Here is a 25,472-nt window from a genome sequence, read left to right as displayed (position 1 = left end):
GCTCGGTGCGGCCTTTGCCGCTCCTGCAGTCCGGATCCTCCGCGCGGTTCACACACCCAACTGACGGTCGCTGCGTACCGGCGTCGCGACGACATCGCATGGGGGCTGCCAACGCGCTGCGTGTCGCCCGGCGCACGCACGCGCACCTGCGTTGCCGCCGTCAGTCCTCGCTCGGCTCGACCCGCACGGCGATGCTGCCATCGGCCAGTTGCGCGCGCAGGCGCTCGCCTGGGGCCACGTCGGCGGCGCTGCGCACCACGCCGCCATCGGCGGGGCGGGTCACGATGGCGTAACCGCGCGCCACGGTGGCGAGCGGGCTGACCGCTTCCAGCGAGCGCGCCAGGCTGCGCAAACGCAGTTGATCGTGCTGCAGCCGCCGTTGCATGGCCGCCTGCGGGTGCAATGCGCGCAGCCGCTGCTGCAGGCTGGCCAGATTGCGTTGCGGGTTGTGCGCCTGCAGGTGCGTCTGCCCGCGTTGCACGCGGGCCTGCAGACGTTCCAGCAGCTGGGTCATGCGCGCTCGCAACTGTCGGCCGGCCTCTTCCTGGCGGCGCTGCAGCAGCTGCAGGCGCGCCTGCGGGCTGTGCGCACGCAAGCGCAATGCCAGCCGGTCGGCGCGTTGCATCGCATTGCCCAAGGCATGTTGCTGCAGCTGGGCGATGCGCGCGTGCGCGCGCCGCACCCGTGCCGCCAGTTCGCGTTGATCGGGCACCAGCAATTCGGCCGCCACCGACGGCGTCGGTGCACGCACGTCGGCGACGAAATCGCTGAGGCTGAAGTCGGTCTCGTGTCCGACCGCCGACACCACTGGCGTCTGCGCGGCGGCAATCGCACGCGCCAGGCGTTCGTCGTTGAACGCCCACAGATCCTCCAGCGAGCCGCCACCACGGGTGATCAGGATGACGTCGTAGCGCCCGGACGCATCGGCGCGCTGCAGCAGCGAGGTGACTTGCGCTGCGGCGCTGTCGCCTTGCACCAGCGATGGCAACAGGTCCACTTCCAGCAGCGGGAAGCGCCGCGCCAGCACGCTGAGAACGTCACGCACCGCTGCGCCGCTGGGCGAGGTGATCACCGCCAGCCGTCGCACGTGGGCAGGCAGGGGCTGCTTGCGCTCGGCATCGAACAGGCCTTCTGCCGCAAGCCGCGCGCGCAGTTCGTCGAAGGCCCGCCGTAGCGCGCCTTCGCCGGCTTCTTCCATATGGTCGAGCACCAGCTGGTAGTCGCCGCGTGCCTCGTACAGGGTCAAACGGCCGCGTGCGAGCACGCGCAGGCCTTCGCGTGGTTGAAACTTCAACCAGGTGCTCTTGGGCTTGAACATCGCGCAGCGGATCTGCGCGCGCGCATCCTTGAGCGTGAAATACAGATGGCCCGAGGACGGGCGGGTGACGCTGCTCAGTTCGGCTTCCACCCACACCAGCGGGAAGCTGCCTTCCAGCAGGTCGCGCGCCAGCGTATTGAGCTGGCTGGGAGTGAGGATCTGTTGGTTGCGGTCGGCCATCGCCGCATTATCCCGTAGTGGCGCACGCCATGGGTGAGCGCGTGGGTCTGTGCATCAAAGGCCGTGCTGTGCCAGTGCCCAGCCCACGTGTTCGCGCACCAGCTCGCAGGCATCGTGGCGACGCGCTTCCAGCGCCGCCAACACCTCCGGCGTACCTGGCGCATTGCCCAGGCCCACGGCGATGTTACGCAGCCAGCGTGCGTGGCCGCTGCGGCGGATCGGGCTGCCTTCGGTACGGCGCAGGAACTCTGCTTCGTCCCAGGCGAACAGCTGCGGCAGCGTCGCCACATCCAGCGCGTTGCGGGCGCGGAAATCGGCCTCGTCGGTGCGCTGGGCGAACTTGTTCCAGGGACAGACCAGCTGGCAGTCGTCGCAGCCGAAGATGCGGTTGCCGATCGGCTTGCGCATCTGCTCGGGAATCGCGCCCTCGTGCTCGATGGTGAGATAGGCGATGCAGCGGCGCGCATCCAGCCGATACGGCGCAATGATGGCCTGGGTCGGACAGATGTCGATACAGCGCGTGCAGGTGCCGCAATGCGCGGTGGCCGGGGTGTCGATGGGCAATGGCAGGTCGAGGTAGATCTCGCCCAGGAAGAACCACGACCCGCCGTTGCGATCGATCAGGCAGGTGTGTTTGCCGATCCAGCCCAGCCCGGCATTGCGGGCCAGCGCACGCTCCAGCACCGGTGCGGAATCGACGAACACGCGGTAGCCGAACGCGCCGATCTCGCCCTGGATGCGCTCGGCCAGTTTCTGCAGCCGGTTGCGCATCAGCTTGTGGTAATCGCGGCCCAACGCATAACGCGCCACGTACGCACGGGTGCCGTCGTGCAAGGTCGTCCAGGCCTCGGTGTCGTCCTTGCGGCCGTAATCCATGCCCACCGACAACACCCGCAAGGTGCCCGGTACCAACTCCTGCGGGCGCGAGCGCTTGTCGCCGTGCTGGGCCATCCAGTGCATCGTTCCGTACAGGCCTTCTTCCAGCCAGCTGCGCAGGTGCGCCTCGTCTTCGCCCAGCTCGATACCGGTGATGCCGCAACGTTGAAAGCCCGCTTCGCGTGCAAGCGCACGGATGCGCGCGGCAGCATCGGTGGGGTCGGGGCGAGTGACGGCGGCAGACATGGCGACAAGTATAGAATTCCCGGCATGTACGCACCGCTCGCTCTTTACGACACCGCTGCCGCGCGCACGCTCGATGCGCAGGCCACCACGCTGCTGGGTGGCGATGGCTACACCTTGATGCAACGCGCCGGCCAGGCGGCCTGGCAATGGTTGCTAGAACGCTGGCCGCAGGCGCGCCGCATCGTGGTGGTGTGCGGCACCGGCAACAATGGCGGCGATGGCTACGTGCTGGCGCGGCTGGCACACCGGGCCGGGCGCCGAGTGTGCGTGGTGCATCTGCCCGAGCACGGCCCGGCCTCGGCGCTGGCCCAGCGCGCCTGTACCGACTATCTGGCGGTTGGCGGTGCGATCGAGCTGTTTCCATATGCGCTGGCGCAGGCCGATGTCGTCGTCGACGCGCTGTTCGGCATCGGCCTGAACCGCGCGCCGGATGCGCAGACCGCCGCGCTGATCGAGGCCATCAACGCGGCAGGCACCCCGGTGCTGGCGCTGGATGTGCCCAGCGGAATCGATGCCGACCACGGCGTGGCCTTCGAGACCGCGGTGCACGCCGATAGCACCTTGCAGTTCATCGTGCCGCATGTCGGCCTGTATACCGGCGACGCACTGGACCATGCGGGCGAACGCGGCATTGCCTCGCTGGACGTGCCGGCCTCCGCCTTCGATGGGCTACACCCGGCCGCACATAGTTGGAGCAGCGATGCATTGGCTGCGCACCTGCGGCCGCGTCGGCGCAATACGCACAAGGGCGAATCGGGGCGGGTGCTTTGCGTGGGCGGCAATCTCGGCAGCGGCGGCGCGATCATGCTGACCGCCGAAGCCGCCTTGCGCAGCGGTGCCGGGCTGGTGCAGGTCGCTACCCGCGCCGACCATGTCGCCCCGCTGCTGGCGCGCTGCCCCGAAGCCATGGTGCGCGCCACGCAGGCCGACGACGACATCGCCGCACTGGCCGCAGCCGCCGATGTCGTTGCGCTTGGGCCGGGACTGGGCCAGGACGACTGGGCACGGGCGTTGTGGAAGGGCGTGCTGGCTTCGGACAGCGCCGTGGTCATCGATGCCGATGGCCTGAATCTGCTGGCGGCCACCGCTGCACCACCGCGCGGCCCGCGCGTACTGACACCGCATCCCGGTGAAGCGGGGCGGCTGCTGGGACTGTCCACCGTGCAGGTGCAGCGCGATCGTCTGGCCGCCGCTGCCGCGTTGGTCCAGCGTTTCGATGCGGTGGTGGTGCTCAAAGGGGCCGGCACGGTGGTGGCTGCCCCGCGTGCGCTGCCGCGCATCATCGACGCCGGCAACCCCGGCATGGCCGTCGGCGGCATGGGCGACCTGCTGACCGGGGTGATCGCCGCATTGCTGGGGCAGGGCTGGTCGGCGCTCGATGCCGCCAGCCTTGGCGCCTTGCTGCACGGCTGTGCCGGCGATGCGGCCGCGCGCGATGGCGAGCGCGGTCTGTTGCCTACCGATCTGCTGCCACAGCTGCGTCGCCTCGCCAATACCGGAGCCGACGCGTGAATCAGCTCGATGCACATCTGACCGACGCCGAGGCGACCGAAACGCTCGGCCGCGCCCTGGCAGCGGTGCGGCCCGCCACGGCCATGGTCCAGCTGCATGGCGACCTGGGCGCAGGCAAATCCACGCTTGCACGCGCGTTGCTGCGGGCGCTTGGCGTCACCGGCCCGATCCGCAGCCCGACCTACACCCTGGTCGAGCGGTATCCGCTGAGCAGCGGCGACGAAGCCTGGCATCTGGATCTGTACCGCATCGGCAATGCCGGCGAGCTGGATTTCCTCGGCCTGGACGAGGGCAGCGCCAGTCTGTGGCTGGTCGAATGGCCGGAGCGGGGCGCAGGCATCCTGCCGCCGGTGGATCTGGACGTGGAACTGGCTGTGGAAGGCGACGGGCGCAGCGTACGGCTGCTGGCTCGCAGCCCTGCCGGACGCGACTGGCTGCATGCAGTGGCCCAACAGGCCGAGTTGCAGCCCCTTTTTGTCAGTGGACAAGAAGAATGAACGCCAGGTTACGGATTATTAAGGGAAATCACCTTGCAATTCACGCAGTTGGATGATTGAATCCAGCGCCATGACACCGGGGATCCGACACTTCTGCGCTTCCGCCCTGACCGCCAGCCTCAGCCTGGCGGTTTTTGCTGCCTGGGCCGGCGAGATCAAGAGCGTCGGTGTCAGCACCGGCGCCACCGGCACGCGTGCAGAAATTCAGCTAGCCGGTAGCGGCGGTTTCAAGACGCTGTCGTTGGCCAACCCCAACCGCTTGGTGGTGGATTTCCCGGATTCGGCAGCCGCACGTGGCTTGAAGTTACCGCCGGCGAACGGCCTGGTCACCTCGGTGCGCACCGGTCAGCCGGTGCCGGGCACGTTCCGGGTGGTGTTCGAGCTGGCAAGCCCGGTCACCGCGCTCAAGCCGCAGATGCAGACGCTGGGCAGTGCTTCGACCCTGGTGATCGAGTGGCCGGGCGATCCGGCGCCTGCGGCTGCCACGTCCGTTGCGGCCAGTCCGCCTGCCGCACTGCCGCCGCCACGCCCGGTCAACGCACAAGCCGAAGCTGCGCGTGCAACCGCTGCCCTGGCTGCATCGGCACAACGCGCCTTGTCTGTGCCGTCAACACCGCCGCCGGCACCGGCAGCGCCGGCGAGCGTGCCTGCGGCAGCGATGCCGACGGTCACGCCCGCAGCAGTGCCAACCACCGTTGCCACCGGTGTGCCGACCCCGCGCCCGGGAACGCCTGCTGCAACCGCGCAGGCGGCTCCGGTCGGCAATCCGGCCAATCGGGTCGCTATGAGTAGCGCCACGCCTGCGGCCGGTGCAACGTCCACGGGCGGTGCATCGGCCGCTGCAATTTTGAATGGCGGCAGCACGCCGATGGCGATTGCCGGCGCCGGCGCTGTGGTCTCCGGCACTGCGCCCGGCGCCGCTGCGAACGACGACCTGCCACCGCGCCCGGTGCTGCCCAGCGAGGCGTCGCGCGTCAAGATGGCGCCGGGCATGCGGCCGTTGATCGTCGCCATCGATCCCGGCCATGGTGGCCAGGATCCGGGTGCGATGGGCCCGACCGGCAAGCGCGAAAAAGACGTGACCCTGGCGGTCGGCCGCGAACTGGCACGCCAGATCAACGCCACGCCCGGCATGAAGGCGTACCTGACCCGCGACACCGACGTGTTCATTCCGTTGCCCATGCGCGCGCAAAAGGCGCGGGCTGCGAAGGCCGACATCTTCATTTCCATCCATGCCGACGCTGCAGAAAATCGCAGTGCGACCGGCTCGTCGGTGTATGTCCTGTCGACCAAGGGCGCCTCGTCGCAACGCGCGCGCTGGTTGGCCGACAAGGAAAACGCGGCCGATCTGGTGGGTGGCGTGCGGCTGCAACAAACCGAAAGCACGCTGGCCAATGTGCTGCTGGACCTGGCGCAGAGCGGCCACATGAAGGCCTCCGAGGATGCCGCCGGCCATGTGCTCGGTGGCCTCAAGCGCATCGGCAACAATCACAAGCCGCAGCTGGAACGCGCCAATTTCGCGGTGCTGCGCACCTCCGACATGCCGGCGATGCTGGTCGAAACCGCCTTCATCTCCAACCCGGATGAAGAACGCCGCCTGATCGACCCGGCCTACCAGCGCAAGATCGCCGCCGCCGTGCTGGATGGCATCGATACCTTCTTCACCCGTCAGCCGCCGCCGGGCACCTTGTTTGCCGCACGCGCGCAGGCCGAGGCCGATGCCGTCGGCACCGTGGCCGGCGGCAGTCGCTGACCCGCTCGGCTATCATTCCGCACTGATTCCCTGAGTGACGGCGCCTGCGCGCCGCCGGATTGCCGTGCCGACGTTCGTCTTGCCTGCCCCCCCCCGACATCCACCCTGTTTTGCGCTGCCAGCGCTCAAGCGCGCGCTGATGGCGATCCGTCAGTTACCCGAGATCCTGATCAACCAGATCGCTGCCGGCGAAGTCGTCGAACGTCCCGCATCGGTGGTCAAGGAGCTGGTCGAAAACGCCCTCGATGCCGGTGCCACCCGCGTGGACATCGATCTGGAAGAGGGCGGCGTGCGGCTGATCCGCATCCGCGACAACGGTGGCGGCATCACGCCCGATGAGCTGCCGTTGGCGGTGTCGCGGCATGCCACCAGCAAGATCGCCTCGCTGGACGATCTGGAAACCGTCGCCACGCTCGGCTTCCGCGGCGAAGCCCTGCCGTCGATCGCCTCGGTCAGCCGCTTTACGCTGATCTCGCGCCGTCACGATGCCGAACACGGCTCGGCGCTGCAGATCGAAGGCGGGCGGCTTGGCGAGGTGACGCCGCACGCGCATGCGCCCGGTACCACGGTGGAAGTGCGCGAGTTGTTCTTCAACGTGCCGGCACGGCGCAAGTTCCTGCGCGCCGAGCGTACCGAACTCGGACATATCGAAGAGTGGCTGCGCTCGCTGGCGTTGGCGCGCCCGGATATGGAATTGCGCGTGGCGCACAACGGCAAGCCGTCGCGCCGCTACAAGCCGGGCGATCTGTATTCGGATGCGCGGCTGGGCGAAACCTTGGGCGAGGACTTCGCGCGGCAGGCCTTGCGCGTGGATCACAGCGGCGCCGGTCTGCGGCTGCATGGCTGGGTCGCGCAACCGCATTACTCGCGGGCCAGCACGGATCAGCAATATCTCTACGTCAACGGCCGCTCGGTGCGCGATCGCAGCGTGGCGCATGCGGTCAAGATGGCCTACGGCGATGTGTTGTTCCATGGCCGCCAGCCTGCGTACGTGCTGTTTCTCGAACTGGACCCGGCGCGCGTGGACGTCAACGTGCACCCGGCCAAGCACGAGGTGCGTTTCCGCGAAGCGCGGCTGATTCACGACTTCGTCTATCGCACCTTGCAGGATGCGCTGGCACAGACGCGCGCCGGCGCCACGCCCAACAGCATCGGCAGCGATGGCGCCGGCTATGCGGCTGCTGGTGCAATGGACAACCTCGCTGGCGGCAGTTCCGCACCCTATGCCGGTGCAGCCGGCAGTGGCGGCGGCTCGGGCAGCTACGCCAACTGGACGCCCTCGCAGACGCCGTTGGGCCTGCGTGTGGACGAAGCGCGCGCAGCCTATGGCGCGTTGTATGCGCCGCCGTCGGGCAGTGCGCAGCAGTCCGCCAGCGTGCCGCAGTTTTCCGGGACCGGTCTGCCAGCGACGGCCGAAGACAGCGGCGTGCCGCCCCTGGGCTATGCGTTGGCGCAATTGCACGGTATCTACATCCTGGCCGAGAACGCCGAAGGCCTGATCGTGGTGGACATGCATGCCGCGCACGAACGCATCGGCTACGAACGGCTCAAGACCGCGCACGACAGCATCGGCCTGCATGCGCAGCCATTGCTGGTGCCGATGACGCTGGCAGTGGGCGAGCGCGAGGCCGACACCGCCGAACGCGAAGCCGAGACGCTGGCCAGCCTGGGCTTCGAGATCACCCGCGCCGGTCCGCAATCGCTGCACGTGCGCAGTATTCCTGCCTTGCTGGCCAATGCCGAGCCGGAAGCGTTGCTGCGCGACGTGCTTGGCGACCTGCGCGAGCACGGCCAGAGCCGCCGCATCGCCAGCGCGCGCGACGAACTGCTGTCGACCATGGCCTGTCACGGTGCGGTGCGCGCCAACCGACGCCTCACCGTGCCGGAAATGAACGCCTTGCTGCGCGACATGGAAGCCACCGAACGCTCGGGCCAGTGCAACCATGGCCGACCCACCTGGGCTCGGTTTACGCTGAGCGATATCGATCGTTGGTTTCTCAGGGGGCGGTGATGGCGGTGTACATGGGGAAGGGCTGGCTGCTCGGCATGCTGGTGGTCGCGACGCTGGTCGGGTGTGGGCGCGATGCGCCGCCACCGGCCGCACCGGTTGCGTTGGACAAGACATTTCTGGCCGACAATGCCGCCTGGCGCGAAAGCCGGATCAACGAACTGCGCGCCCCCGATGGCTGGACCAGCCTGGTCGGTCTGCATTGGCTGTCGCTGAAGGCGCATTACATCGGCACTAGCGCCGATAGCGGCATCCGGCTTGCGGTCGGGCCGCCGAAGATGGGCATGGTGTCCAGCGAGGGCGGAGCGGTGTGGTTCGTGCCCGAACGTGGCGCCGTGCTGACCCTGGATGGCAAGCCGCTGACCGGCCGGATCCGCTTCCAGTCCGATCGCGATCCGCAGCCCACGTTGATCCATTTCGACGATGGCAAGGGCGTGCTCAGCCTGATCCATCGCGGCGACCGCTACGCACTGCGGGTCAAGCACGCCGATGCGCCATCGCGCAGCCAATTCGCCGGGCTGGAGTACTGGCCGACAGATCCCTCCTGGCGCATCAACGCACGCTACGTCCCCAACGATGTCGGCAAGACCATTCCGATCGTAGACATCGTCGGCATCAGCAGCGAGCAACCCAATGCCGGCGCCGTCGAATTCGAGCGCGACGGCAAGACCTATCGCCTGGAGACGATCGGCGAACCCGGGAGGTCGGCCTTCGTCGTATTCGCCGACCGCACGAGTGGGCACGGCAGCTATCCGGCCGGGCGCTTCCTGGACCTGGACGTGCCGGATGCGTCCGGTCATGTCGTGGTGGACTTCAATCGCGCCTACAACCCGCCGTGCGCGTTCACTCCCTTCGCAACCTGCCCGTTGCCGCCGCCGGAAAACCGGATCGACCTGGCGGTCTCGGCCGGCGAGAAAACTTACAAGGTGCCGCACTGACGTGATGAGGTGGACACGGTGGAAGGTGATGCGATGAGCGTGCGCCTGCGTGCGCGCCTTGCTGCCTGGTGCGGCGGGGCGATGATCTGTCTGGCGCTGTGGGGTGGGGCGATGGCACCGGCCCGGGCGCGCGGTGCCGACCGGGCGCCTGCCGGCCCACCGGTGCCACTGTTGTGGAAGGTCGATGGCAAGGGTGGCACGCTCTACCTGCTGGGCTCGTTCCATGTGCTCAAACCCAGCGATTACCCGCTGTCGCCGGATGTGATGCAGGCATTCGCCAAGGCCGACCGTCTGCTGTTCGAGCTGCCACCGTCCGATGCGCAATCGCCGCAGCTGGCCAGCCGCATGCTGCAAGTGGCACGACGCACCGATGGCCGCACCCTGCAGGACGTGCTGGATGCAAAGACCTGGCAGGCGCTCGGTGCCTACGCGCGCAAGTACGGCATGTCGATCGACGCCTTGCAGTCGCTCAAACCGTGGTTCGTCGCGCTGTCGGTCAGCCTGGCCGAGATGACCCGGCAAGGCATGGACCCGAACGCGGGTCTGGATCATTACCTGATGGATCAGGCGCAGGTCAGGGGCAAGCCGGCCGACGGCCTGGAGCGCGCCGAAGAGCAGATCGCCCTGCTGGATGGCATGTCGCCCACCGAGCAGCATCAGCTGCTGGAAGAGGCGCTGGACGAGGCCGATACCACCGATCAGCTGCGTCGGCTGCATGCGGCCTGGCGCGCTGGCGACGTGCACACGCTATCGACGCAGATGGCCGAAGACATGCGCCGCCAGTATCCGGCGCTGTATCAGGACATCAACGTCGAGCGCAATGCGCGCTGGGTGCCGCGGCTGGAAAAACAGCTGGGCAAGGGCAGTGGAACCACCCTGGTCGTGGTAGGCGCCCTGCATCTGTTGGGCAACGACGGAGTCGTGGAGCGCCTGCGTGCGCGTGGCTACCACGTGGAGCGCATCTGCTCGGCCTGCGCGCAGCAGGCCGGCCACTAGTCAGGCGTTTCCTCGCGCCTCCGGCCGCTCGGGCTGGGAGGCGCGGGAAGCGACCTCATCCGCGATTGCGCGCCTTGCCGGCGGTGCCGGTATGGCTGTTGGACGCGCCATGCGTGCCGGTGCCCATCGGGCCGCTGCCCATGCTGCCGGCGCCAGGCGGCGTCGGCGGCGTGCCGGGGCCGCCCGGACGACCGAAACCGGCGCCGAAGTTGCGCTGGAATTCCTGCCACAGCTCCAGGTTGCGCTCGGTGAGCTGGTTCATCATCGCCCACGGGGTCTGCCCGAGCAGGTTGCCCATCTGCTGGCGGAACTGCTGCTGCTGGTCCAGGAACACCTGCATGCTGCGCTCCAGGTAATTGCCCATGAAGCCCTGCAGCGAGTCCCCGTAGAAGCGGATGATCTGGCTCAGCAACTGGGTGGAGAGCATCGGCTCGCCGTCCTGTTCCCGGTCGGCAATGATCTGCAGCAAGACGGCACGACTTAAATCTTCGCCACTCTTGGCATCGCGGACTTCGAACTCCTCGCCGTCGATGATCAACTGGCGCACATCTTCGATGGTGATATAGCTGGAAATCTCGGTGTCGTAGAGACGGCGATTGGGATACTTCTTGATGATGCGAAGTCCGGCCATGGAACGTTCACTCACACTGATAGTGCGCGCAGGATGGCGCAGCGCAGCAGCGGTTGCAACAGCCAGAAGGCCTTATTTGCTTAAGCGGACACATTAAAAATGTTGCGCAGCATGGTTTTTGTTCCAAATCCATGCTGCACCGCAAAGTTGCAGCAAACGTTACCAACCCATGTGGTGCCCGCCATTGATGTCCAGATTGGACCCGGTAATCCAGGCGGCCTCTTCCGCCACCAGGAACGCCACGGCATAGGCGATCTCTTCCGGGCGTCCCAGCCGGCCGGTCGGGATGTCGGCCACGATCTTGGCGCGGACCTCTTCCGGCACCGCCATCACCATGTCGGTGGCCACGTAACCGGGCGAGACCGTGTTGACCGTAACTCCGAATGCGGCGTTCTCGCGCGCCAGCGAGATGGTGAAACCGTGCATGCCGGCCTTGGCCGCTGCGTAGTTGGCCTGGCCGTACTGGCCCTTGAGCCCGTTGATGGAACTGATCTGGATGACCCGGCCCCAGCCGCGCTTGCGCATGCCTTCGATCACCGGGCGGGTGACGTTGAACACCGAATTGAGGTTGGTATTGATGACGTCGTGCCACTGCTCGGCGGTCATGCGGTGGAAGGTGGTATCGCGGGTGATGCCGGCATTGTTGACCAGGATCTCGATCGGCCCCAGCGATGCCTCCGCCTCCTCGACCAGGGCGCGCGCATGCTCGGACGACGCCACATCGCCACGGAACAGGGTAAATGCGTAACCCTGCGCCTGCATGCGCTGCTGCCAGTCGCGCGCCTTTTCGTCGTTGCGGAAGTTGCTGGCCACCTTGTGGCCCTGGTCGGCCAGGCGCTTGCAGATGGCGGTACCGATACCGCCGGTGCCGCCGGTGACCAATGCGACGCGAGATGTCATGACGACTCCATTAAGCGGGGAAGGCCGGGGCGATCGGGGTGCCGGCGCAGACGCCGCGCCCGGATGCCGGTGCTGGGTCGCAATTCTAGTCACGCCCGGGCTGCGATGCGCGTCCATCGCTGCTCAGGGTGGCGGTGCGCGGCAGCAGGTCGGGCGAAAAATGCTGCACGGCATGCCGCAGCAACGCATCGATGCCTGCCTGCTGCGGCAGGGTGGACGCCACCTGGCCCAGTGCCTGCCAGGCGGCACGCAGCGCCGGCAACGGGTCGGTGTCGTCCAGTGCGGGCGCGCCGTGCGATTTGGACAATTTGCGGCCACCGGCATCCAGGATCAGCGGCAGGTGCAGATAGCGTGGCTGGGGCAGGTCCAGGGCGCGCTGCAGCAGGAGTTGGCGCGGGGTGGAGTCGAGCAGGTCCGCGCCGCGTACGACATCGGTGATGCCCTGGGCAGCGTCGTCCACCACCACTGCCAACTGGTAAGCCCAGTAGCCATCGGCGCGGCGCAGCACGACATCGCCGACGTCGGCGTACACGTCCTGCCGCACATGGCCCTGCAGCGCATCGTCGAAGCCGACCGGTGGCTGGGGCGGCACGCGCAGGCGCACCGCGCGCCGGTCGCCAAGCGCCGCCACGCAGGCGTGGTGGATCCCGCCCATCTGGGCCAGATCGGCGCGACTGCAACTGCATTCGAACGCCAGCCCGCTCGCCAGCAGTGTGGCGATTGCGTCGTTGTAGTGCGCATCGCGGTGCGATTGCCGGATCACCGGCAGGTCGGATGTCAGCCCGAACGCGGCCAGGCTGCGCAGCTGGCGTTCGGACGCGCCCGGCTCGGCGCGTGGCGGGTCGATGTCCTCAATGCGCACGCACCACTGCCCACCGGCATGGCGGGCGAGCAACCAACTGCCGAACGCCGCCAGCAGTGAGCCGAAGTGCAGTGGGCCGGTCGGGGAGGGCGCGAAGCGGCCACGGTAGGAAGGTTCTGGCATAGGCAGCTGAATCGTCGGTCAGGTGCTTGCTTGATTTCAAGCTGCGACGGCCGCAGATCCGCAGCAGGTCACCCCCATGAGTGGAGCGAGCGCGTCATGTTCAACCGCATTTTCCTGTTCCTGCTGACCAACCTGGCAGTGTTGTTCCTCGCCAGCATTGTGATGTCGGTATTGGGCGTCAATTCCGCACAGATGAGCGGCCTGCTGGTGATGGGCGCCATTTTCGGTTTCGGCGGCGCGTTCGTCTCGTTGCTGCTGTCCAAGTTCATGGCCAAGCGCAGCACCGGCGCGCAGGTGATCACCGAGCCGCGCACACCGACCGAGCGCTGGTTGCTGGAGACGGTGCGGCGTCAGGCGCAGGCCGCCGGCATCGGCATGCCGGAAGTGGCGATCTACGAGGGCCCGGAAATCAATGCCTTCGCGACCGGCGCCAATCGCAACAATGCGCTGGTCGCCGTCTCCACCGGACTGCTGCAGAACATGAGCCAGGACGAAGCCGAGGCGGTGCTCGGTCACGAGATCGCCCACGTCGCCAATGGCGACATGGTGACCATGGCGCTGCTGCAGGGCGTGCTCAATACCTTCGTGATCGTGTTGGCGCGTGTGGTCGGCGGCGTCATCGACAGCGCCCTGTCGGGCAACCGCGAGGGCGGCCGTGGCTTTGCGTACTACATCATCGTGTTCGCGCTGGAGATGGTGCTTGGCATGTTCGCGACCATGATCGCGATGTGGTTCTCGCGCCGTCGCGAGTTCCGCGCCGACGCCGGTGGCGCGCAGCTTGCCGGGCGCAACAAGATGATCGCCGCGCTGGAGCGGCTGTCGCTCAACCATGGTCAGAGCACCTTGCCCTCGCAGGTGCAGGCGTTCGGCATCTCCGGCGGCGTCGGCGATGGCCTGCGTCGCCTGTTCCTGAGCCATCCGCCGCTGACCGAGCGCATTGCGATGTTGCGCGCGGCCAACGGTGCGGCACTGTAAGCGGCACCCGAGATCGCGGCGGCTCCGGGTGATGCGCAAGGCGATGCCGTGATCGGCATCCATCATTGGTGCAACGGCCACATGAGCGGCCCATGCTCAACGAACCAGTGCCCGCCGCATCGCCTGGTCGCAAATCGCTCTACCGCGTCACGGCTTGAAAGACACAAAACCCCCGCGCATTGCGGGGGGTTTGTTGTCTTGCGTTACAGGCGTTCGGTTGGATCAGCCGAATTCGTAGTTCATCAGCGGGCCGGTGGGTGCGACGAAATCTCCTTGTACATAATCCACGCCCGCACTGAAGAAGCTGCTCATCGACTGCGCGTCGGCCACGAATTCGGCCACGGTCAAAATGCCGGCCGGCTGCGCGCGCGAGGTGATTTCGCGAATCTTTTCCTGGCTCTCGCGGGCCGAGGCGACGTCGCCAGTGATGCCGCGGTCCAGTTTGAGGAAGGCCGGCTGGAAATGCGCGAGCAGCTGGAACGAGTCCAGGCCCGAACCGAACTGCTCCAGCCCGACCTTGCAGCCCATCGCCGATACTGCCGCCAGAAACTGTTGCGCATTACGCAGATGCGTAAACACCTTCGATTCGGGCGTCTGCAACCACAGGCGCTCGCCCGGGACCCCGTACACCGCCAACTGCTCGCGGATGGTGTCGATCATCTGCGGGTCTGAGAACGAGTTCGGCCCGATGCGCACCAGCAGGTGCGTGGTGTGTCCCGCACGTTGCCGCTCGCCGAGCTGCCGGATGGCGCGCGCCACCACCCAGCGATCGATTTCGGTGATCAGGTCGTGCTCTTCGGCGATGGCCATGAAGGCATTCGGCGACATCATCTCGCCGTTGCGATCCAGGCGCAGGAACGCCTGATACAGCTCCAGCGGCTCGCCCTGCAGATTGAGCACCGGCTGGTAATGCAGCAGGAACCCATCGCCGACCAGCGCCTCGCGCAACTGCGCGACCCAACGCTCGATGCGCTCTTCCTCGGCCCGGTCGGCAGCGGCCGGGTCGTAGATGCTGGCCGCGTTGCCGCCGAGTTCGGCGGTGGTGCGCACCGCTTCGGTCCCGCGATTGAGCACCTGGCCGATGCTGGCGATCTTTTCGCCGATCTGCACGCCGCCGATGCTCACCGTGACCGTGGCCGAGCGCGAGCCGACGCTGAAAACATGCTGCGCGAATGCATCGCGTACCGTTTCCGCCAGCGCGTGGGTGCGTGCGTAGTTGCCGTCCAGCAACAGGGCAAAGCTGTGCTCGCCGAAGCGTGCGGCCACCACGCCCTCATCGATGATGCCGGCCACGTGCGCGGCCATGGCCGCGATCAAGGCGTCGGCCGAGTCCAGGCCGATCTCGGGAAGGATGCGGGTGTAGTGATCCGGCTCGATCAGCAGGAAGCCGGACTGGCCTTCGCTGCGGCCGGCGCGCGCCACCGCCTGTTCCAGCGCCACCATGAAGGTGGGACGGTTGAGCAGGCCGGTGACCTGGTCGCGCTGGCGCAGGTCTTCGACCTCGCGCGCCAGTTCCGGATCGAACTCCTCGCGGCGGCGGAACACCACCTGGATGCACGGCTCGCCTTCGTAGGTGGCGGTGGCAAATTCCATCGTCGCCGGGAAGGTGTCGCCTTCCAGCCGTCGTGCGTCGACCTTGTACTGCGCCGGCGGCGGCTCGCCCTTGGCCATGGCCTTGAGCAGTTGCTTGAAGTCGTCGACGTACTGCGCGGCAATCATGTCCAGCAGCGAGACACCTTCGACGTCGTCGAACGACTCGAAGCCGAACATCTCCAGATACGCCTCGTTGGCGCGGATATGCATGCCTTCGTGCACGTAGGCGATGGGGTCGCGCGAGGACGCGATGAGCGCGTCGCAGCGGCGCTCGGTTTCGCGCATCTGCGCTTCGATGCGACGCAGGCCGCGACGCGCCTGCAGGTCGGCCCACTCCGAACGCACCAGGGCCAGCAGATGTTCCGGACGCTGGCGCAGCGCGATCGCACGGATGCCGTGCGCAGCGGCCTCGACCACGGCATTTTCCTCGATGCGCTCGGCCAGCAGGATGATCGGAATGTCCTTGCCGCTACCGGCGATCTGCGCCTGCAGCGCGCTCATCGGCACCTGCAGGGCCTGGCCCTGGATGGCCAGATCGATCTGGCCCGACAGCATGCTGGCCAGTTCCTCCTGGTTCTGCGGCCGCGACGGACGTACCGCGATGCCGCCGTTGCGCAGCGCGGTGACGATGGTCTCGGCACTCTCCACGCTGTCGTCGACGATCAGCAAGCGGAGGGTGAGATCTTTGCCTTTTTGCATGCGCGGCTCCCTAGAGACGGGCTTTAATACACGAAGGGGTCTGGCACGTCCATGTGTGTGGATCATGCCGCATCCAGTGTGAGACGTGGCGCAAGTAATGGGCCGCCGATGAACTTGCGCAGGGACACGATCGGCGATTGTCGCGTCGATCCTCGCGGACGCTGCGGCAATCACGGGGCATCGCTCACTGTTTCTGCAGTCGGTGCTGCGCGCAGTGCCGTGCGGCGGCGATCAGGCTGCGCTGCCGGCGGCGTGGCCCGATGCCCATGCCCACTGGAAGTTGTATCCCCCAAGCCAGCCGGTGACGTCCAGCACTTCGCCGACGAAGTACAGGCCAGCCACCAGCCGCGACTCCATGGTCGTACTGGAGACCTGATTCGTATCGACACCGCCGAGGGTGACTTCAGCGGTGCGGTAGCCCTCGGTTCCGCTGGCGATCAGCGGGAAGGCGGAGAGCAGCTCGGCCGCGCCCTGCAACTGCGGCGGATCCAGCTGGCGCACCGGCTTGTCCGGCAACCACACCTCGCACAGGCGTTGCGCAAAGCGTCGCGGCATCACATCGCCCAGCACATTGCGCAGCTCGGTGGCCCCGCGCTGCTGTTTCTGCTCGCGTAGCCACGCGCCCGCGTCGTGTCCCGGCAGCAGGTCGAGCCGCAAGTCGTCGCCAGCTTGCCAATACGAAGAGATCTGCAGGATCGCCGGCCCACTGACGCCGCGATGGGTGAGCAGCATGAAGTTGCGGAAGCTCGCCCCGTTGCAGTGCGCTTCCACCGGCAGGGCGAGGCCGGACAGTTCCTGCAGACGCTCCTGATGCTTGCCGCTCAGGGTCAGCGGCACCAGTCCGGCACGCGTCGGCAGCAGTGCATGGCCGAATTGTCTGGCCAGGGTATAGCCGAAGCCGCTGGCGCCCATGCTGGGAATCGACAGCCCGCCGGTGGCGACGATCAGCGATTGCGCCTGCACGCGCCCCAGGCTGGTATCGAGCGTGAAACCGTCGCTGTCGCGGCGGACCGCGCGCACCTCGCACTGGGTGTGGATCTGCACCCCGGCTGCCTCGCACTCGTCCAGCAGCAGCCGCACGATCTGCTTGGACGAGATGTCGCAGAACAGCTGGCCCAGCTCTTTTTCGTGATACGCGATGCCATGGCGCTCCACCAGCTCGACGAAATCGCCCGGGCTGTAGCGCGCCAGCGCAGACTTGCAGAAATGGCGATTGGCGGAAATGAAGTTGCCCGGCGCGGTCCCGGTATTGGTGAAATTGCAGCGCCCGCCGCCGGACATCAGGATCTTCTTGCCGACCTTGTTGGCGTGGTCCAGCACCAGCACCTGACGGCCACGCCGGCCGGCGGTGAAGGCGCTCATCAGGCCGGCAGCCCCGGCACCGATGACCAGCACGTCGCACCGCATGTTCATTCGGCCGGCGCTTGCCGCACCATCGGGGTCAGGGTGACGCTGCCGTGATCGGCCAGCATCTGCACTTCGCCGTCCTGGATGATCACATCAAAGCGCATGCCGCGCTGGATCAGCGCGCCCAGCGCTTCGGTGGCCTGCGAGTCGAGTTCGATCACGCGCAGGTTGCGGTGCCGGCCCATGGCGTTGGCATGCTTCTTCCACCAGGTTTCGGTGGCCTGGCCGCCATAGCCGATCACCACCGCCTCGCGCGAGCGGTTGCAGGCCTTGCGCACGCGGCTTTCATCCGGCTGGCCGAGGTCGATCCACAGGTCCGGGTCGCCGGTGTAGTCGCGCCGCCACAGGTCGGGCTCGTCGTCGTTGCTGAGACCGCGGCCGAATTCCAGGCGGTCGTCGGCGAACAAGGCGAACGCGAGCAGGCGCACCATCAGGCGCTCGTCGGTTTCGGACGGGTGTTGGGCCAGGGTCAGCGAATGGTTGGCGTAGTAGCCGCGGTCCATGTCGCTGATCTGGAGCTCCGCCCTGCGGACGGTGGCGGTGAGGGCCATCAGGATGCCGATTGCAAAGGGCGCTCATGATACGCGCCCGCCCCAGCGGCGGCGCGTTACGTCCGCGTGCGCGGTTGCGCGGCCAGCCAGCGGTCCAGTTGGGCGGCGAAGGCCTGGCGATCGCGTGCATGCAGCGCCGCTGGCCCGCCGGTTGCAATGCCGGCACCGCGCAGCTCTTCCATGAAGCCGCGCACCGACAGGCGCTCGGTGATGGTGTTGCTGGTGAACGCCTCGCCGCGCAGCCCGACCGCAGCGGCGCCTGCTTGCAGCGCGCGCGCAGCCAGCGGGATGTCCTGGGTCACCACCAGGTCGCCCGCGGCCACCCGTTCGGCGATCGCATCGTCGGCCGCGTCCGGGCCGCCGGGCACCTGCAGGGCGCGGACATGGGGCAGGGCAGGTGTACTGAGGTAGTGGTTGGCGACCAGGGTCACGGCGATGCCGGTACGCGCCGCGGCGCGGAACAGGATGTCGCGGATCACCGCGGGGCAGGCATCGGCATCGACCCAGATCTGCGCGCGTGTCGGTGTTGGAGGCGTATTCATCCGCTGATTGTGAATGGGGACGGGCCCGACAGACAGTCGGATTTGGCCTGACTGCAAAAGATTTGACGCGGGGTGTCGCTTTTTGCCGAAAACACGAGTACTGTGCACGCACTGTGTTTGCAAGGGTCACCGTGAATCGTGGCCTGGTGCAGCCGGATCGTTACAGATCTCGCTTCATCGTTCCGCTTTACCAACGCCTGCAACTCAGTCTCAGCTCCGGCTTTTCGGACGCTGCGATTTATCCATCTATAGTTCAGGAGTTTGTAAATGTCAGATCGTCAGAGCGGTACCGTGAAGTGGTTCAACGATGCCAAGGGCTTCGGCTTCATCACCCCGGAAAGCGGCCCGGACCTGTTCGTGCACTTCCGTGCCATCCAGGGCACCGGCTTCAAGTCGCTGCAGGAAGGCCAGAAGGTCACCTTCGTCGCCGTGCAGGGCCAGAAGGGCATGCAGGCTGACCAGGTGCAGGCGGTCTAATCCGTCTGCAACCGTAAGGTTGCCAAAAACGCCGGTCGCGCAAGCGGCCGGCGTTTTTTATTGTCCGCTGCTTGCCCTGTACAGCGCGGCGCGTGTCCTCGGACATGGCTGGTCCGCTGCGTCCACGCCGTGGGTGATCCCTGCGGCCTGCCGAACGTTCGTCCGCACGGCATCGGACACGCGTTGTCGACTGCGTAACAGACGCCGTCCCGCATGTGACGCGCGTGCGCGCTGTTTCTCGCGTGCAGGCCAGTGACTGGCCGCCACTGCGCGACGTGCTACATCCCGGCCGCCGGCACGGCTTGCGCACGGCAACGACGTCCGGGTGGTTAGGATGGTGCTTTCCGTGTGCGGCCGCTTGCCATGATCACTGTTCACCATCTCAACAACTCCCGTTCGCAGCGCGTGCTGTGGCTGCTCGAAGAGTTGGCGCTGCCCTACCAGATCGTGCGCCACGAGCGCGATCCCAAGACCATGTTGGCCCCGGCGGAGTTGCGCGCGATCCACCCGCTTGGCAAATCGCCGGTCATCGTCGATGGCGACCTGACCATCGCCGAGTCGGGCGCCATCCTCGACTACCTGACCGAGCGCTACGACACCGAATGCGCGCTGTCGCCACCTGCACGGCCCATCGACTCCCCCGAACGTCAGCAGTTCCGCTACTGGATGCACTATGCCGAGGGATCGGCGATGCCGCCGCTGCTGATGACGTTGATCTTCGCTCGCATCCGCAGCGCGCCGATGCCGTTCTTCGCCAAACCCATCGCGCGTGCCATCGTGGACAAGGCGATGTCGGGCTTTGTCGGCCCGCAGGTGAAGTTGCATCTGGGCTGGATGGAACAGTCGTTGCAGGCCCACGCCTGGTTTGCCGGCGAACGCTTCACCGCTGCCGACATCCAGATGAGTTTTCCGGCGCAGGCTGCCGCCGCACGCGGCGGCGGGCTGGAGAACTACCCGCGCTTGCGCGCGTTCCTGGAACGGATCGAGGCGCGCCCCGCGTACCAGGCTGCACTGAAGAAGGGGGGCCCCTATGCGCTGATGGGCCGCAGCGACGACTGATGCCAGGGCTGGCACCGGCGTGCCGTTGCCGCCACGTGGTTGCTGTACCGGCGGCGCTTGCTGGAGCAGCCGGCTTGCCGAGGCAGCAGCTACTCGGTGGTGCATGACGTGCGCCAGCCCAACCTCAGGGTGCCTTGCACTGACGAAGGAATTGCAGGGTGTCGCGCAGTTCCGGCGAGTCGGCCGGTGGCTTGCGGAAGGCGAGCACCAGCCCCATGTGGCCGACGCCTGGATAGAGCTTGACCTGCACGTTTTTGCCCTCGCGACGCATGGCCGAAGCCAACGCGGCGCTGTTCTGTGGCTCGACAACGCGGTCGGCGTCGCCATGCAGCAACAGCATCGGCGGCTCGTTGCCGTCGACATGCAGGACCGGCTGCGACCTGGCCTGGTCGTCGTGCGAGGTGCCGAAGATCTCGACAAGCTCGGGGTCGGTCATCGGAAGAAAATCGTAGGGGCCGGCCAGGCCGACAAAGCCGCATAGCTGCTGGGGCTGAAGGCCTTGCGCCTGCAGCCAGCGGCGATCGGTCGCCAGTAGCCCGGCGATATGGGCGCCGGCCGAGTGCCCCATCACCGCCAGCCGCTTTGGGTCGCCGCCATACTCCTGCGCGTGCCGAGCGCTCCAGGCGGTTGCGCGGGCGGCGTCGGCCATGAAGCCTTGCAGCCCCACCTGCGGGTACTTGCGGTAGTCGGCCACCATCGCGACCACACCTTGACGGGCCAGCGCCTCACCCATCCAGCGATAGTTGGCGCGCTTGCCGCGCTTCCAGGTGCCGCCATAGAAGAACACCACCACTGGCGCACCCACCGCACCGCGTGGCTGATAGACATCCAGGGCCAGGCCGTGTTCCGGGTCGAACACCTGGTTGGGATGTTCGACGACGCCCTCGCGACTGGAGACGGCATTGATGCCGCCAAAGAACACGCTGCTGCAGGCCGTCAACGTGAGGGAGCCAAGCAGCAGGATGGCGGGACGGATCCAGCGGGAGGCGCGAAGAGGCATGGGCGATGTCGGTTGAGGGAAGAGGTGTGGAGCCAGGCGGCTGATGAGGGGCGACGCGTGTTGAATCGTTCCGCCTCGTTCGGTCGTGGTGGCCGCCAACTGCGTCGCAGCGGCGGCAGCGTGGCGATGGCGCTGCGTATTAGCGGTGATCTGTTGTCGCCAGCATGTGCAGGAGGAGCTCGCTTGGTGTCGGCATGCGAAGTGATACGAGGCGCCCGCCAGCGCGGATGCGGCGGCCGCCCATGCCAAGTTCACCGTCGCTGGCCTAGGCTTGGCGCATGACAGACCTGCATTTTGATAATCGCCTGCGCCAACAGTTGCCCGGCGACCCGGAACACGGGCCGCGCCGTCGCGAGGTTAGCGCGGCCTGGTCGTCGGTGTTGCCCACCCCGGTCGCCGCACCGCGCGTGATCGCGCACTCGGCGGAGATGGCGCAGCTGCTTGGGTTCGATGCGGCCGAGATGGCCAGTACGCGCTTTGCCGAGGTCTTTGGCGGCAATGCGCTGTATCCCGGCATGCAGCCATGGGCGGTCAATTACGGCGGTCATCAGTTCGGCCATTGGGCCGGCCAGTTGGGCGACGGCCGTGCGATTGCGTTGGGCGAGGCGATCGGTGTGGATGGCGGGCGCTACGAGTTGCAACTCAAGGGCGCCGGCCCCACGCCGTATTCGCGCGGCGCCGATGGCCGGGCCGTGTTGCGTTCGTCGATTCGCGAATTCCTGTGCAGCGAAGCGATGCATCACCTGGGCGTGCCGACCACGCGCGCGCTGAGCCTGGTGACCACCGGCGATGCAGTCGTGCGCGACATGTTCTACGACGGCCGGCCGCAGCGGGAGCCGGGGGCGATCGTGTGCCGGGTGGCGCCATCGTTCATCCGTTTCGGTAATTTCGAATTGCCCAGCGTGCGCGGCGATGTGGCGCTGTTGCGGCAATGGGCGGATTTCACCATCGCGCGCGATTTCCCCGAGCTGCAAGGCGCGGGCGAGGCGTTGTACGCGGCCTGGTTCGCGCAGGTCTGCGAACGCACGGCGGTGATGGTGGCGCACTGGATGCGGGTGGGCTTCGTGCACGGGGTGATGAATACCGACAACATGTCGATCCTGGGCCTGACCATCGATTACGGCCCGTATGGGTGGGTAGACGATTACGACCCGGACTGGACCCCGAACACCACCGACGCGCAGGGTCGCCGCTATCGCTTCGGCACCCAGCCGCAGGTGGCGTATTGGAACCTGGGCCGGTTGGCGCAGGCGCTGGCGCCGCTGTTCGCCGACGCCGCTGCCTTGCAACAGGGGCTGGATCGCTTTCGCGATACCTATCTGGCCTGCGACCGCAACGACACCGCCGCCAAGTTGGGGCTGGCCGAGTGCCGCGACGAGGACCTGCAGCTGATCGATGCACTGCGCGCGCTGATGCGCGAGGCGGAAATGGACATGACGCTGACCTTCCGCGCCTTGATCGACGTCGCACCCGGGCATCCGGACCCGCTGCTGCTGCGCGATGCGTTCTACGACGACGACAAGCGCCAGGCGAACGCGCCGCAGCTGCACGCTTGGTTGCAGCGCTATGCCCTCCGGTTGCAGCAGGACAGCGTGTCGCCCGAACAGCGGCGCGAGCGGATGCGGTTGGCCAATCCGCGTTACGTGCTGCGCAATTACCTGGCGCAGCAGGCGATCGACAAGGCCGAACAGGGCGATCCATCGGGCGTCCAGGAATTGCTGGAGGTCATGCGTCGGCCCTATAACGACCAGCCAGGCAATGTCGCGTTCGCAGCCCGCCGGCCGGAGTGGGCGCGCGATCGCGCCGGGTGTTCGACGCTGTCCTGCAGTTCCTGACGCGCTCAGACGCACGGACGCTGTAACTGCCGCGGCAAGGGCTGCGCAGCCTAGAATAGGGCTGTCCCCACTGGCAACGACGCCATCCCACCATGACAGACTGTACCCGCTGCGCCGGCAGCAACGCCTCCGGCCCCAATCACTGGTCGGAACGGATTCGCGACATTGGCGACTTTCCCAAGCCGGGGATCGTGTTCAAGGACATCACGCCGCTATTGTCCGACGGCCCGGATTTCGCCTCTGCGCTGGATGAAATGGCACAGCCCTGGCGCACCACGCCGCTGGATGCGGTGCTGGGCATCGAGGCGCGCGGCTTCATCCTCGGGGCAGCCCTGGCGCGCGAACTGCGCACCGGGTTCGTGCCGGTGCGCAAGCCGGGCAAGCTGCCGGGGCGAACGCTGATCCAGGAATATGCGCTGGAATACGGTACCGATCGCATCGAAATGCACGAGGACGCGCTGCCGCGCGGCGCGCGTGTGCTGATTGTCGACGACGTGCTGGCCACTGGCGGCACGCTGCGTGCTGCGCTGGCGCTGGCCGCACAGCTGGAGCTGGAGATCGTCGGCGCGGCGGTGCTGGTCGAGCTGAAGGCACTGCAGGGCCGCGAGAAATGGGCCAACGATGTGCCGCTGCTGGCGACCTTGGCTTACTGAGGTCCACCGACCGAGCCGAGCGCGCGCACTTGCATCGCGGCTTTCGGTCATGCTCCGGTGCCTGCCAAGCGCTCATCGCTGGCGTGTGTTTCGTCGTTCCTGAGCGTGTCTTGCGACAGGCGCCGATTGCCTGTGCATGCATCGGCGTCACGCCAGCAACGCCTGGCAGGCGGCCGGCCTTGCACCGGCCGCCTTGTGTGCAGCAAGACTGGCTGGGCTCGGCCAGCACCGCTGCCAGCTTCATGCGCCCCCGCAGGCTGCGACTGGTACCTGGAGAGTGTTATGCACTTTGAGATGAGATGCGTTGGCCGCTGACGGCCAACCCTCAGGGGAGCGCCCTGTGGTGCGCCGATACCGCGTTGCGCGCCTTGTTGCCCAGGCGGCCGGCCTGGGCCGCAGCGCACGCCTTGTCTCGACGCGCCACAGGACGCTTCGCACTCACCTCAGAGGACACAACACGCTCTAGAGCTTGCTGACCCGAAACCGACGTCCCTTGATCTTGCCTGCATGCAGGTGCGCCAGCGCCTTGGCGACCTGCGCGCGGGCGATGGCGACATAGGAGCGGGTGGGGTAGATCGCGATCTTGCCGATCGCCGCGCCCGAGAGCCCGGCTTCGCCGGTCAATGCGCCGAGGATGTCGCCGGCACGCAGCTTGTCGGTCTTGCCGCCGTCGATGCGCAATGTGGTCATCGCCGCCTGCGGCAGCTGCGCCGGGCGGGCGGTGGCCAGCGGCGCACGCGACCACTTCAACGGCTGGCCCTGTTCGGCCTCCAGTGCCTGCGCCCGCGCCGCTTCGCGCGGTGCCACCAGGCTCAGCGCCAGGCCGCGCTTGCCGGCGCGCGCGGTGCGGCCGATGCGATGGCGGTAGGTTTCGGTATCGGTGGGGAGCTCGTAGTTGACCACGGCCGACAGGTCTTCCACGTCCAGCCCGCGCGCGGCCACGTCGCTGGCCACCAGCACGTTGCAGCTGCGGTTGACGAAACGCACCAGCACTTCATCGCGGTCGCGTTGTTCCATGTCGCCATGCAACGCCAGCGCGGAGAAACCGAATTCCTGCAGCGAGCCGGCCACCTCGTCGACTTCCTTGCGGGTATTGCAGAACACCACGCTGGATTCGGGGTTGAAGCGCAGCAGCAGGCCGGCCACGGCCTTCTGCCGGTAGGTCGGGTCGACCTCGAAGAACTGTTGGTCGATTTCCGGCGCGCTGTCGGCGCCTTCGACGGTGATTTCGATCGGGTCCTTCAGGATCTCGCGCGCCAGCGTGCGGATGATGTCCGGGAAGGTGGCCGAGAACAGCAGGCTCTGGCGGTGCTTGTCGCAGCGGCTGGCGATCTCGCGGATGGGTTCTTCGAAACCCATGTCGAGCATGCGATCGGCCTCGTCCAGCACCAGCGTGCGCACGCCGCCCAGATGCAGGGCGCGCTTGCGGGCCAGTTCCTGGATGCGGCCGGGCGTACCGACCACCACCTGCGGGTCGTGCGCTTCGAGCGAGGCCAGTTGCGGGCCGAGCGGCATGCCGCCGGTGAGCACTACCAGCTTCATGTTGGGGATGCCGGTGGCCAGCTTGCGCAGTTGCTTGCCGACCTGGTCGGCCAGTTCGCGCGTGGGGCATAGCACCAGCGCCTGCGCGCGGGTCAGCGCGGGGTCGAGCTTCTGCAGCAGGCCCAACCCGAACGCGGCGGTCTTGCCGCTACCGGTCGGCGCCTGGGCGATGACGTCCAGCCCCTGCAGGATCGGCGGCAGACTCTGCGCCTGGATGGGAGTAAGGACGGTGTAGCCAAGGGCGTCGATGCCGGGGGCCAGGGCCGGCGACAGCGGCAGCGCGGAGAATTCGTTCATGG

22 protein-coding genes are annotated in these 25,472 nt (G+C 67.2%); 11 read left to right on the top strand and 11 right to left on the bottom strand.

Annotation, left to right across the window (positions count from 1 at the left end; all coding sequences use genetic code 11):
• Nucleotides 1-160: 160 nt before the first annotated feature.
• Together xseA and queG are read right to left on the bottom strand one after the other, a co-directional pair.
• Nucleotides 161-1,498 (bottom strand): exodeoxyribonuclease VII large subunit, encoded by a 1,338-nt coding sequence (gene xseA, locus Y887_RS06990; protein WP_046963652.1) that lies wholly within the window; start codon nt 1,496-1,498, stop codon nt 161-163.
• A 54-nt stretch (nt 1,499-1,552) separates the two neighbouring features.
• A complete protein-coding gene (queG, locus tag Y887_RS06985) occupies nt 1,553-2,620 on the bottom strand; it encodes a tRNA epoxyqueuosine(34) reductase QueG (RefSeq protein WP_046963651.1) in 1,068 nt (355 codons plus the stop codon).
• A gap of 24 nt (nt 2,621-2,644) precedes the next feature.
• Between queG and Y887_RS06980 the strand changes: the two genes are divergently transcribed.
• The 6 genes from Y887_RS06980 (at nt 2,645) to Y887_RS06955 (ending at nt 10,324) form a co-directional block, all read left to right on the top strand.
• Complete coding sequence (locus tag Y887_RS06980) at nt 2,645-4,132, top strand: bifunctional ADP-dependent NAD(P)H-hydrate dehydratase/NAD(P)H-hydrate epimerase (RefSeq protein ID WP_046963650.1); 1,488 nt, start codon at nt 2,645-2,647, stop codon at nt 4,130-4,132.
• A complete protein-coding gene (gene tsaE, locus Y887_RS06975) occupies nt 4,129-4,629 on the top strand; it encodes a tRNA (adenosine(37)-N6)-threonylcarbamoyltransferase complex ATPase subunit type 1 TsaE (protein ID WP_046963649.1) in 501 nt (166 codons plus the stop codon). Before Y887_RS06980 ends, tsaE begins: the two co-directional genes overlap by 4 nt.
• 70 nt (nt 4,630-4,699) lie before the next feature.
• Entirely contained in the window at nt 4,700-6,382 is a 1,683-nt protein-coding gene (locus tag Y887_RS06970; protein WP_181113147.1) for an N-acetylmuramoyl-L-alanine amidase, read from the top strand.
• A gap of 139 nt (nt 6,383-6,521) precedes the next feature.
• On the top strand, nt 6,522-8,393 hold the full coding sequence (gene mutL / locus Y887_RS06965) for a DNA mismatch repair endonuclease MutL (RefSeq protein WP_046963647.1): 1,872 nt from the start codon (nt 6,522-6,524) through the stop codon (nt 8,391-8,393).
• Nucleotides 8,393-9,328 carry a DUF1684 domain-containing protein gene (locus Y887_RS06960; RefSeq protein ID WP_046963646.1) on the top strand — a complete coding sequence of 312 codons (936 nt, stop codon included), beginning with the start codon at nt 8,393-8,395 and terminating at the stop codon, nt 9,326-9,328. The genes mutL and Y887_RS06960 overlap by 1 nt, the downstream gene beginning before the upstream one ends.
• Before the next feature lie 33 nt (nt 9,329-9,361).
• Nucleotides 9,362-10,324: a TraB/GumN family protein gene (locus Y887_RS06955; RefSeq protein ID WP_046963645.1), complete on the top strand. Its 963-nt coding sequence runs from the start codon at nt 9,362-9,364 to the stop codon at nt 10,322-10,324.
• Nucleotides 10,325-10,379: 55 nt separating this feature from the next.
• Here Y887_RS06955 and phaR read toward each other — a convergent pair whose 3' ends face one another.
• The 3 genes from phaR to gluQRS form a co-directional block, all read right to left on the bottom strand.
• Nucleotides 10,380-10,955: a polyhydroxyalkanoate synthesis repressor PhaR gene (gene phaR / locus Y887_RS06950; RefSeq protein ID WP_046963644.1), complete on the bottom strand. Its 576-nt coding sequence runs from the start codon at nt 10,953-10,955 to the stop codon at nt 10,380-10,382.
• Nucleotides 10,956-11,114: 159 nt separating this feature from the next.
• The gene (locus Y887_RS06945) at nt 11,115-11,855 is read right to left on the bottom strand and encodes a beta-ketoacyl-ACP reductase (protein WP_046963643.1); all 741 of its coding nucleotides are present in this window, start codon (nt 11,853-11,855) and stop codon (nt 11,115-11,117) included.
• Nucleotides 11,856-11,940: 85 nt separating this feature from the next.
• Nucleotides 11,941-12,840, bottom strand: a complete 900-nt coding sequence (gene gluQRS, locus Y887_RS06940; protein WP_046963642.1) for a tRNA glutamyl-Q(34) synthetase GluQRS — start codon at nt 12,838-12,840, stop codon at nt 11,941-11,943.
• A 96-nt stretch (nt 12,841-12,936) separates the two neighbouring features.
• On the opposite strand from gluQRS, the gene htpX reads away from it, so the two are divergent.
• Nucleotides 12,937-13,815: a protease HtpX gene (gene htpX, locus Y887_RS06935; RefSeq protein WP_046963641.1), complete on the top strand. Its 879-nt coding sequence runs from the start codon at nt 12,937-12,939 to the stop codon at nt 13,813-13,815.
• A 222-nt stretch (nt 13,816-14,037) separates the two neighbouring features.
• Here htpX and Y887_RS06930 read toward each other — a convergent pair whose 3' ends face one another.
• The 4 genes from Y887_RS06930 to Y887_RS06915 form a co-directional block, all read right to left on the bottom strand.
• The gene (locus tag Y887_RS06930; RefSeq protein ID WP_046963640.1) at nt 14,038-16,107 is read right to left on the bottom strand and encodes a GGDEF/EAL domain-containing response regulator; all 2,070 of its coding nucleotides are present in this window, start codon (nt 16,105-16,107) and stop codon (nt 14,038-14,040) included.
• A gap of 231 nt (nt 16,108-16,338) precedes the next feature.
• Nucleotides 16,339-17,520 (bottom strand): BaiN/RdsA family NAD(P)/FAD-dependent oxidoreductase, encoded by a 1,182-nt coding sequence (locus Y887_RS06925; RefSeq protein WP_046963639.1) that lies wholly within the window; start codon nt 17,518-17,520, stop codon nt 16,339-16,341.
• The gene (locus tag Y887_RS06920; RefSeq protein WP_014503075.1) at nt 17,517-18,065 is read right to left on the bottom strand and encodes a YaeQ family protein; all 549 of its coding nucleotides are present in this window, start codon (nt 18,063-18,065) and stop codon (nt 17,517-17,519) included. Before Y887_RS06920 ends, Y887_RS06925 begins: the two co-directional genes overlap by 4 nt.
• Nucleotides 18,066-18,121: 56 nt before the next feature.
• Entirely contained in the window at nt 18,122-18,607 is a 486-nt protein-coding gene (locus Y887_RS06915; protein WP_046963638.1) for a YaiI/YqxD family protein, read from the bottom strand.
• A gap of 267 nt (nt 18,608-18,874) precedes the next feature.
• Between Y887_RS06915 and Y887_RS06910 the strand changes: the two genes are divergently transcribed.
• Both Y887_RS06910 and Y887_RS06905 read left to right on the top strand, forming a co-directional pair.
• Complete coding sequence (locus Y887_RS06910; protein WP_006451993.1) at nt 18,875-19,084, top strand: cold-shock protein; 210 nt, start codon at nt 18,875-18,877, stop codon at nt 19,082-19,084.
• A 363-nt stretch (nt 19,085-19,447) separates the two neighbouring features.
• Nucleotides 19,448-20,143, top strand: a complete 696-nt coding sequence (locus Y887_RS06905) for a glutathione S-transferase family protein (protein ID WP_046963637.1) — start codon at nt 19,448-19,450, stop codon at nt 20,141-20,143.
• Between the two features lie 124 nt (nt 20,144-20,267).
• Here Y887_RS06905 and Y887_RS06900 read toward each other — a convergent pair whose 3' ends face one another.
• Nucleotides 20,268-21,143, bottom strand: coding sequence for an alpha/beta hydrolase (locus Y887_RS06900; RefSeq protein ID WP_046963636.1), 876 nt, complete (start codon nt 21,141-21,143; stop codon nt 20,268-20,270).
• Between the two features lie 278 nt (nt 21,144-21,421).
• Here Y887_RS06900 and Y887_RS06895 point away from each other — a divergent pair, with 278 nt between their 5' ends.
• Nucleotides 21,422-22,978: a protein adenylyltransferase SelO gene (locus Y887_RS06895; protein ID WP_046963635.1), complete on the top strand. Its 1,557-nt coding sequence runs from the start codon at nt 21,422-21,424 to the stop codon at nt 22,976-22,978.
• 92 nt (nt 22,979-23,070) lie between these two features.
• Nucleotides 23,071-23,631, top strand: coding sequence for an adenine phosphoribosyltransferase (locus Y887_RS06890; protein WP_046963634.1), 561 nt, complete (start codon nt 23,071-23,073; stop codon nt 23,629-23,631).
• Between the two features lie 462 nt (nt 23,632-24,093).
• Here the strand turns inward: Y887_RS06890 and dbpA are convergent, their stop codons facing one another.
• A complete protein-coding gene (dbpA, locus tag Y887_RS06885) occupies nt 24,094-25,470 on the bottom strand; it encodes an ATP-dependent RNA helicase DbpA (RefSeq protein WP_046963633.1) in 1,377 nt (458 codons plus the stop codon).
• Nucleotides 25,471-25,472: the final 2 nt, after the last annotated feature.

It is taken from the genome of Xanthomonas pisi DSM 18956, from assembly GCF_001010415.1.
GTDB classification, from domain to species: domain Bacteria; phylum Pseudomonadota; class Gammaproteobacteria; order Xanthomonadales; family Xanthomonadaceae; genus Xanthomonas; species Xanthomonas pisi.
Note: the sequence above shows the minus strand (reverse complement) of the source record. Positions and strands in the feature narration are given on the sequence as shown.

Bases quoted from the DNA above. Each gene is read 5' to 3' on its own strand.
- xseA (WP_046963652.1), bottom strand. From the start codon at position 1,498: ATGGCCGACCGCAACCAACAGATCCTCACTCCCAGCCAGCTCAATACG.
- queG (WP_046963651.1), bottom strand. From the start codon at position 2,620: ATGTCTGCCGCCGTCACTCGCCCCGACCCCACCGATGCTGCCGCGCGC.
- Y887_RS06980 (WP_046963650.1), top strand. From the start codon at position 2,645: ATGTACGCACCGCTCGCTCTTTACGACACCGCTGCCGCGCGCACGCTC.
- Y887_RS06970 (WP_181113147.1), top strand. From the start codon at position 4,700: ATGACACCGGGGATCCGACACTTCTGCGCTTCCGCCCTGACCGCCAGC.
- mutL (WP_046963647.1), top strand. From the start codon at position 6,522: ATGGCGATCCGTCAGTTACCCGAGATCCTGATCAACCAGATCGCTGCC.
- Y887_RS06960 (WP_046963646.1), top strand. From the start codon at position 8,393: ATGGCGGTGTACATGGGGAAGGGCTGGCTGCTCGGCATGCTGGTGGTC.
- Y887_RS06955 (WP_046963645.1), top strand. From the start codon at position 9,362: ATGAGCGTGCGCCTGCGTGCGCGCCTTGCTGCCTGGTGCGGCGGGGCG.
- phaR (WP_046963644.1), bottom strand. From the start codon at position 10,955: ATGGCCGGACTTCGCATCATCAAGAAGTATCCCAATCGCCGTCTCTAC.
- Y887_RS06945 (WP_046963643.1), bottom strand. From the start codon at position 11,855: ATGACATCTCGCGTCGCATTGGTCACCGGCGGCACCGGCGGTATCGGT.
- gluQRS (WP_046963642.1), bottom strand. From the start codon at position 12,840: ATGCCAGAACCTTCCTACCGTGGCCGCTTCGCGCCCTCCCCGACCGGC.
- htpX (WP_046963641.1), top strand. From the start codon at position 12,937: ATGTTCAACCGCATTTTCCTGTTCCTGCTGACCAACCTGGCAGTGTTG.
- Y887_RS06930 (WP_046963640.1), bottom strand. From the start codon at position 16,107: ATGCAAAAAGGCAAAGATCTCACCCTCCGCTTGCTGATCGTCGACGAC.
- Y887_RS06925 (WP_046963639.1), bottom strand. From the start codon at position 17,520: ATGAACATGCGGTGCGACGTGCTGGTCATCGGTGCCGGGGCTGCCGGC.
- Y887_RS06920 (WP_014503075.1), bottom strand. From the start codon at position 18,065: ATGGCCCTCACCGCCACCGTCCGCAGGGCGGAGCTCCAGATCAGCGAC.
- Y887_RS06915 (WP_046963638.1), bottom strand. From the start codon at position 18,607: ATGAATACGCCTCCAACACCGACACGCGCGCAGATCTGGGTCGATGCC.
- Y887_RS06910 (WP_006451993.1), top strand. From the start codon at position 18,875: ATGTCAGATCGTCAGAGCGGTACCGTGAAGTGGTTCAACGATGCCAAG.
- Y887_RS06905 (WP_046963637.1), top strand. From the start codon at position 19,448: ATGATCACTGTTCACCATCTCAACAACTCCCGTTCGCAGCGCGTGCTG.
- Y887_RS06900 (WP_046963636.1), bottom strand. From the start codon at position 21,143: ATGCCTCTTCGCGCCTCCCGCTGGATCCGTCCCGCCATCCTGCTGCTT.
- Y887_RS06895 (WP_046963635.1), top strand. From the start codon at position 21,422: ATGACAGACCTGCATTTTGATAATCGCCTGCGCCAACAGTTGCCCGGC.
- Y887_RS06890 (WP_046963634.1), top strand. From the start codon at position 23,071: ATGACAGACTGTACCCGCTGCGCCGGCAGCAACGCCTCCGGCCCCAAT.
- dbpA (WP_046963633.1), bottom strand. From the start codon at position 25,470: ATGAACGAATTCTCCGCGCTGCCGCTGTCGCCGGCCCTGGCCCCCGGC.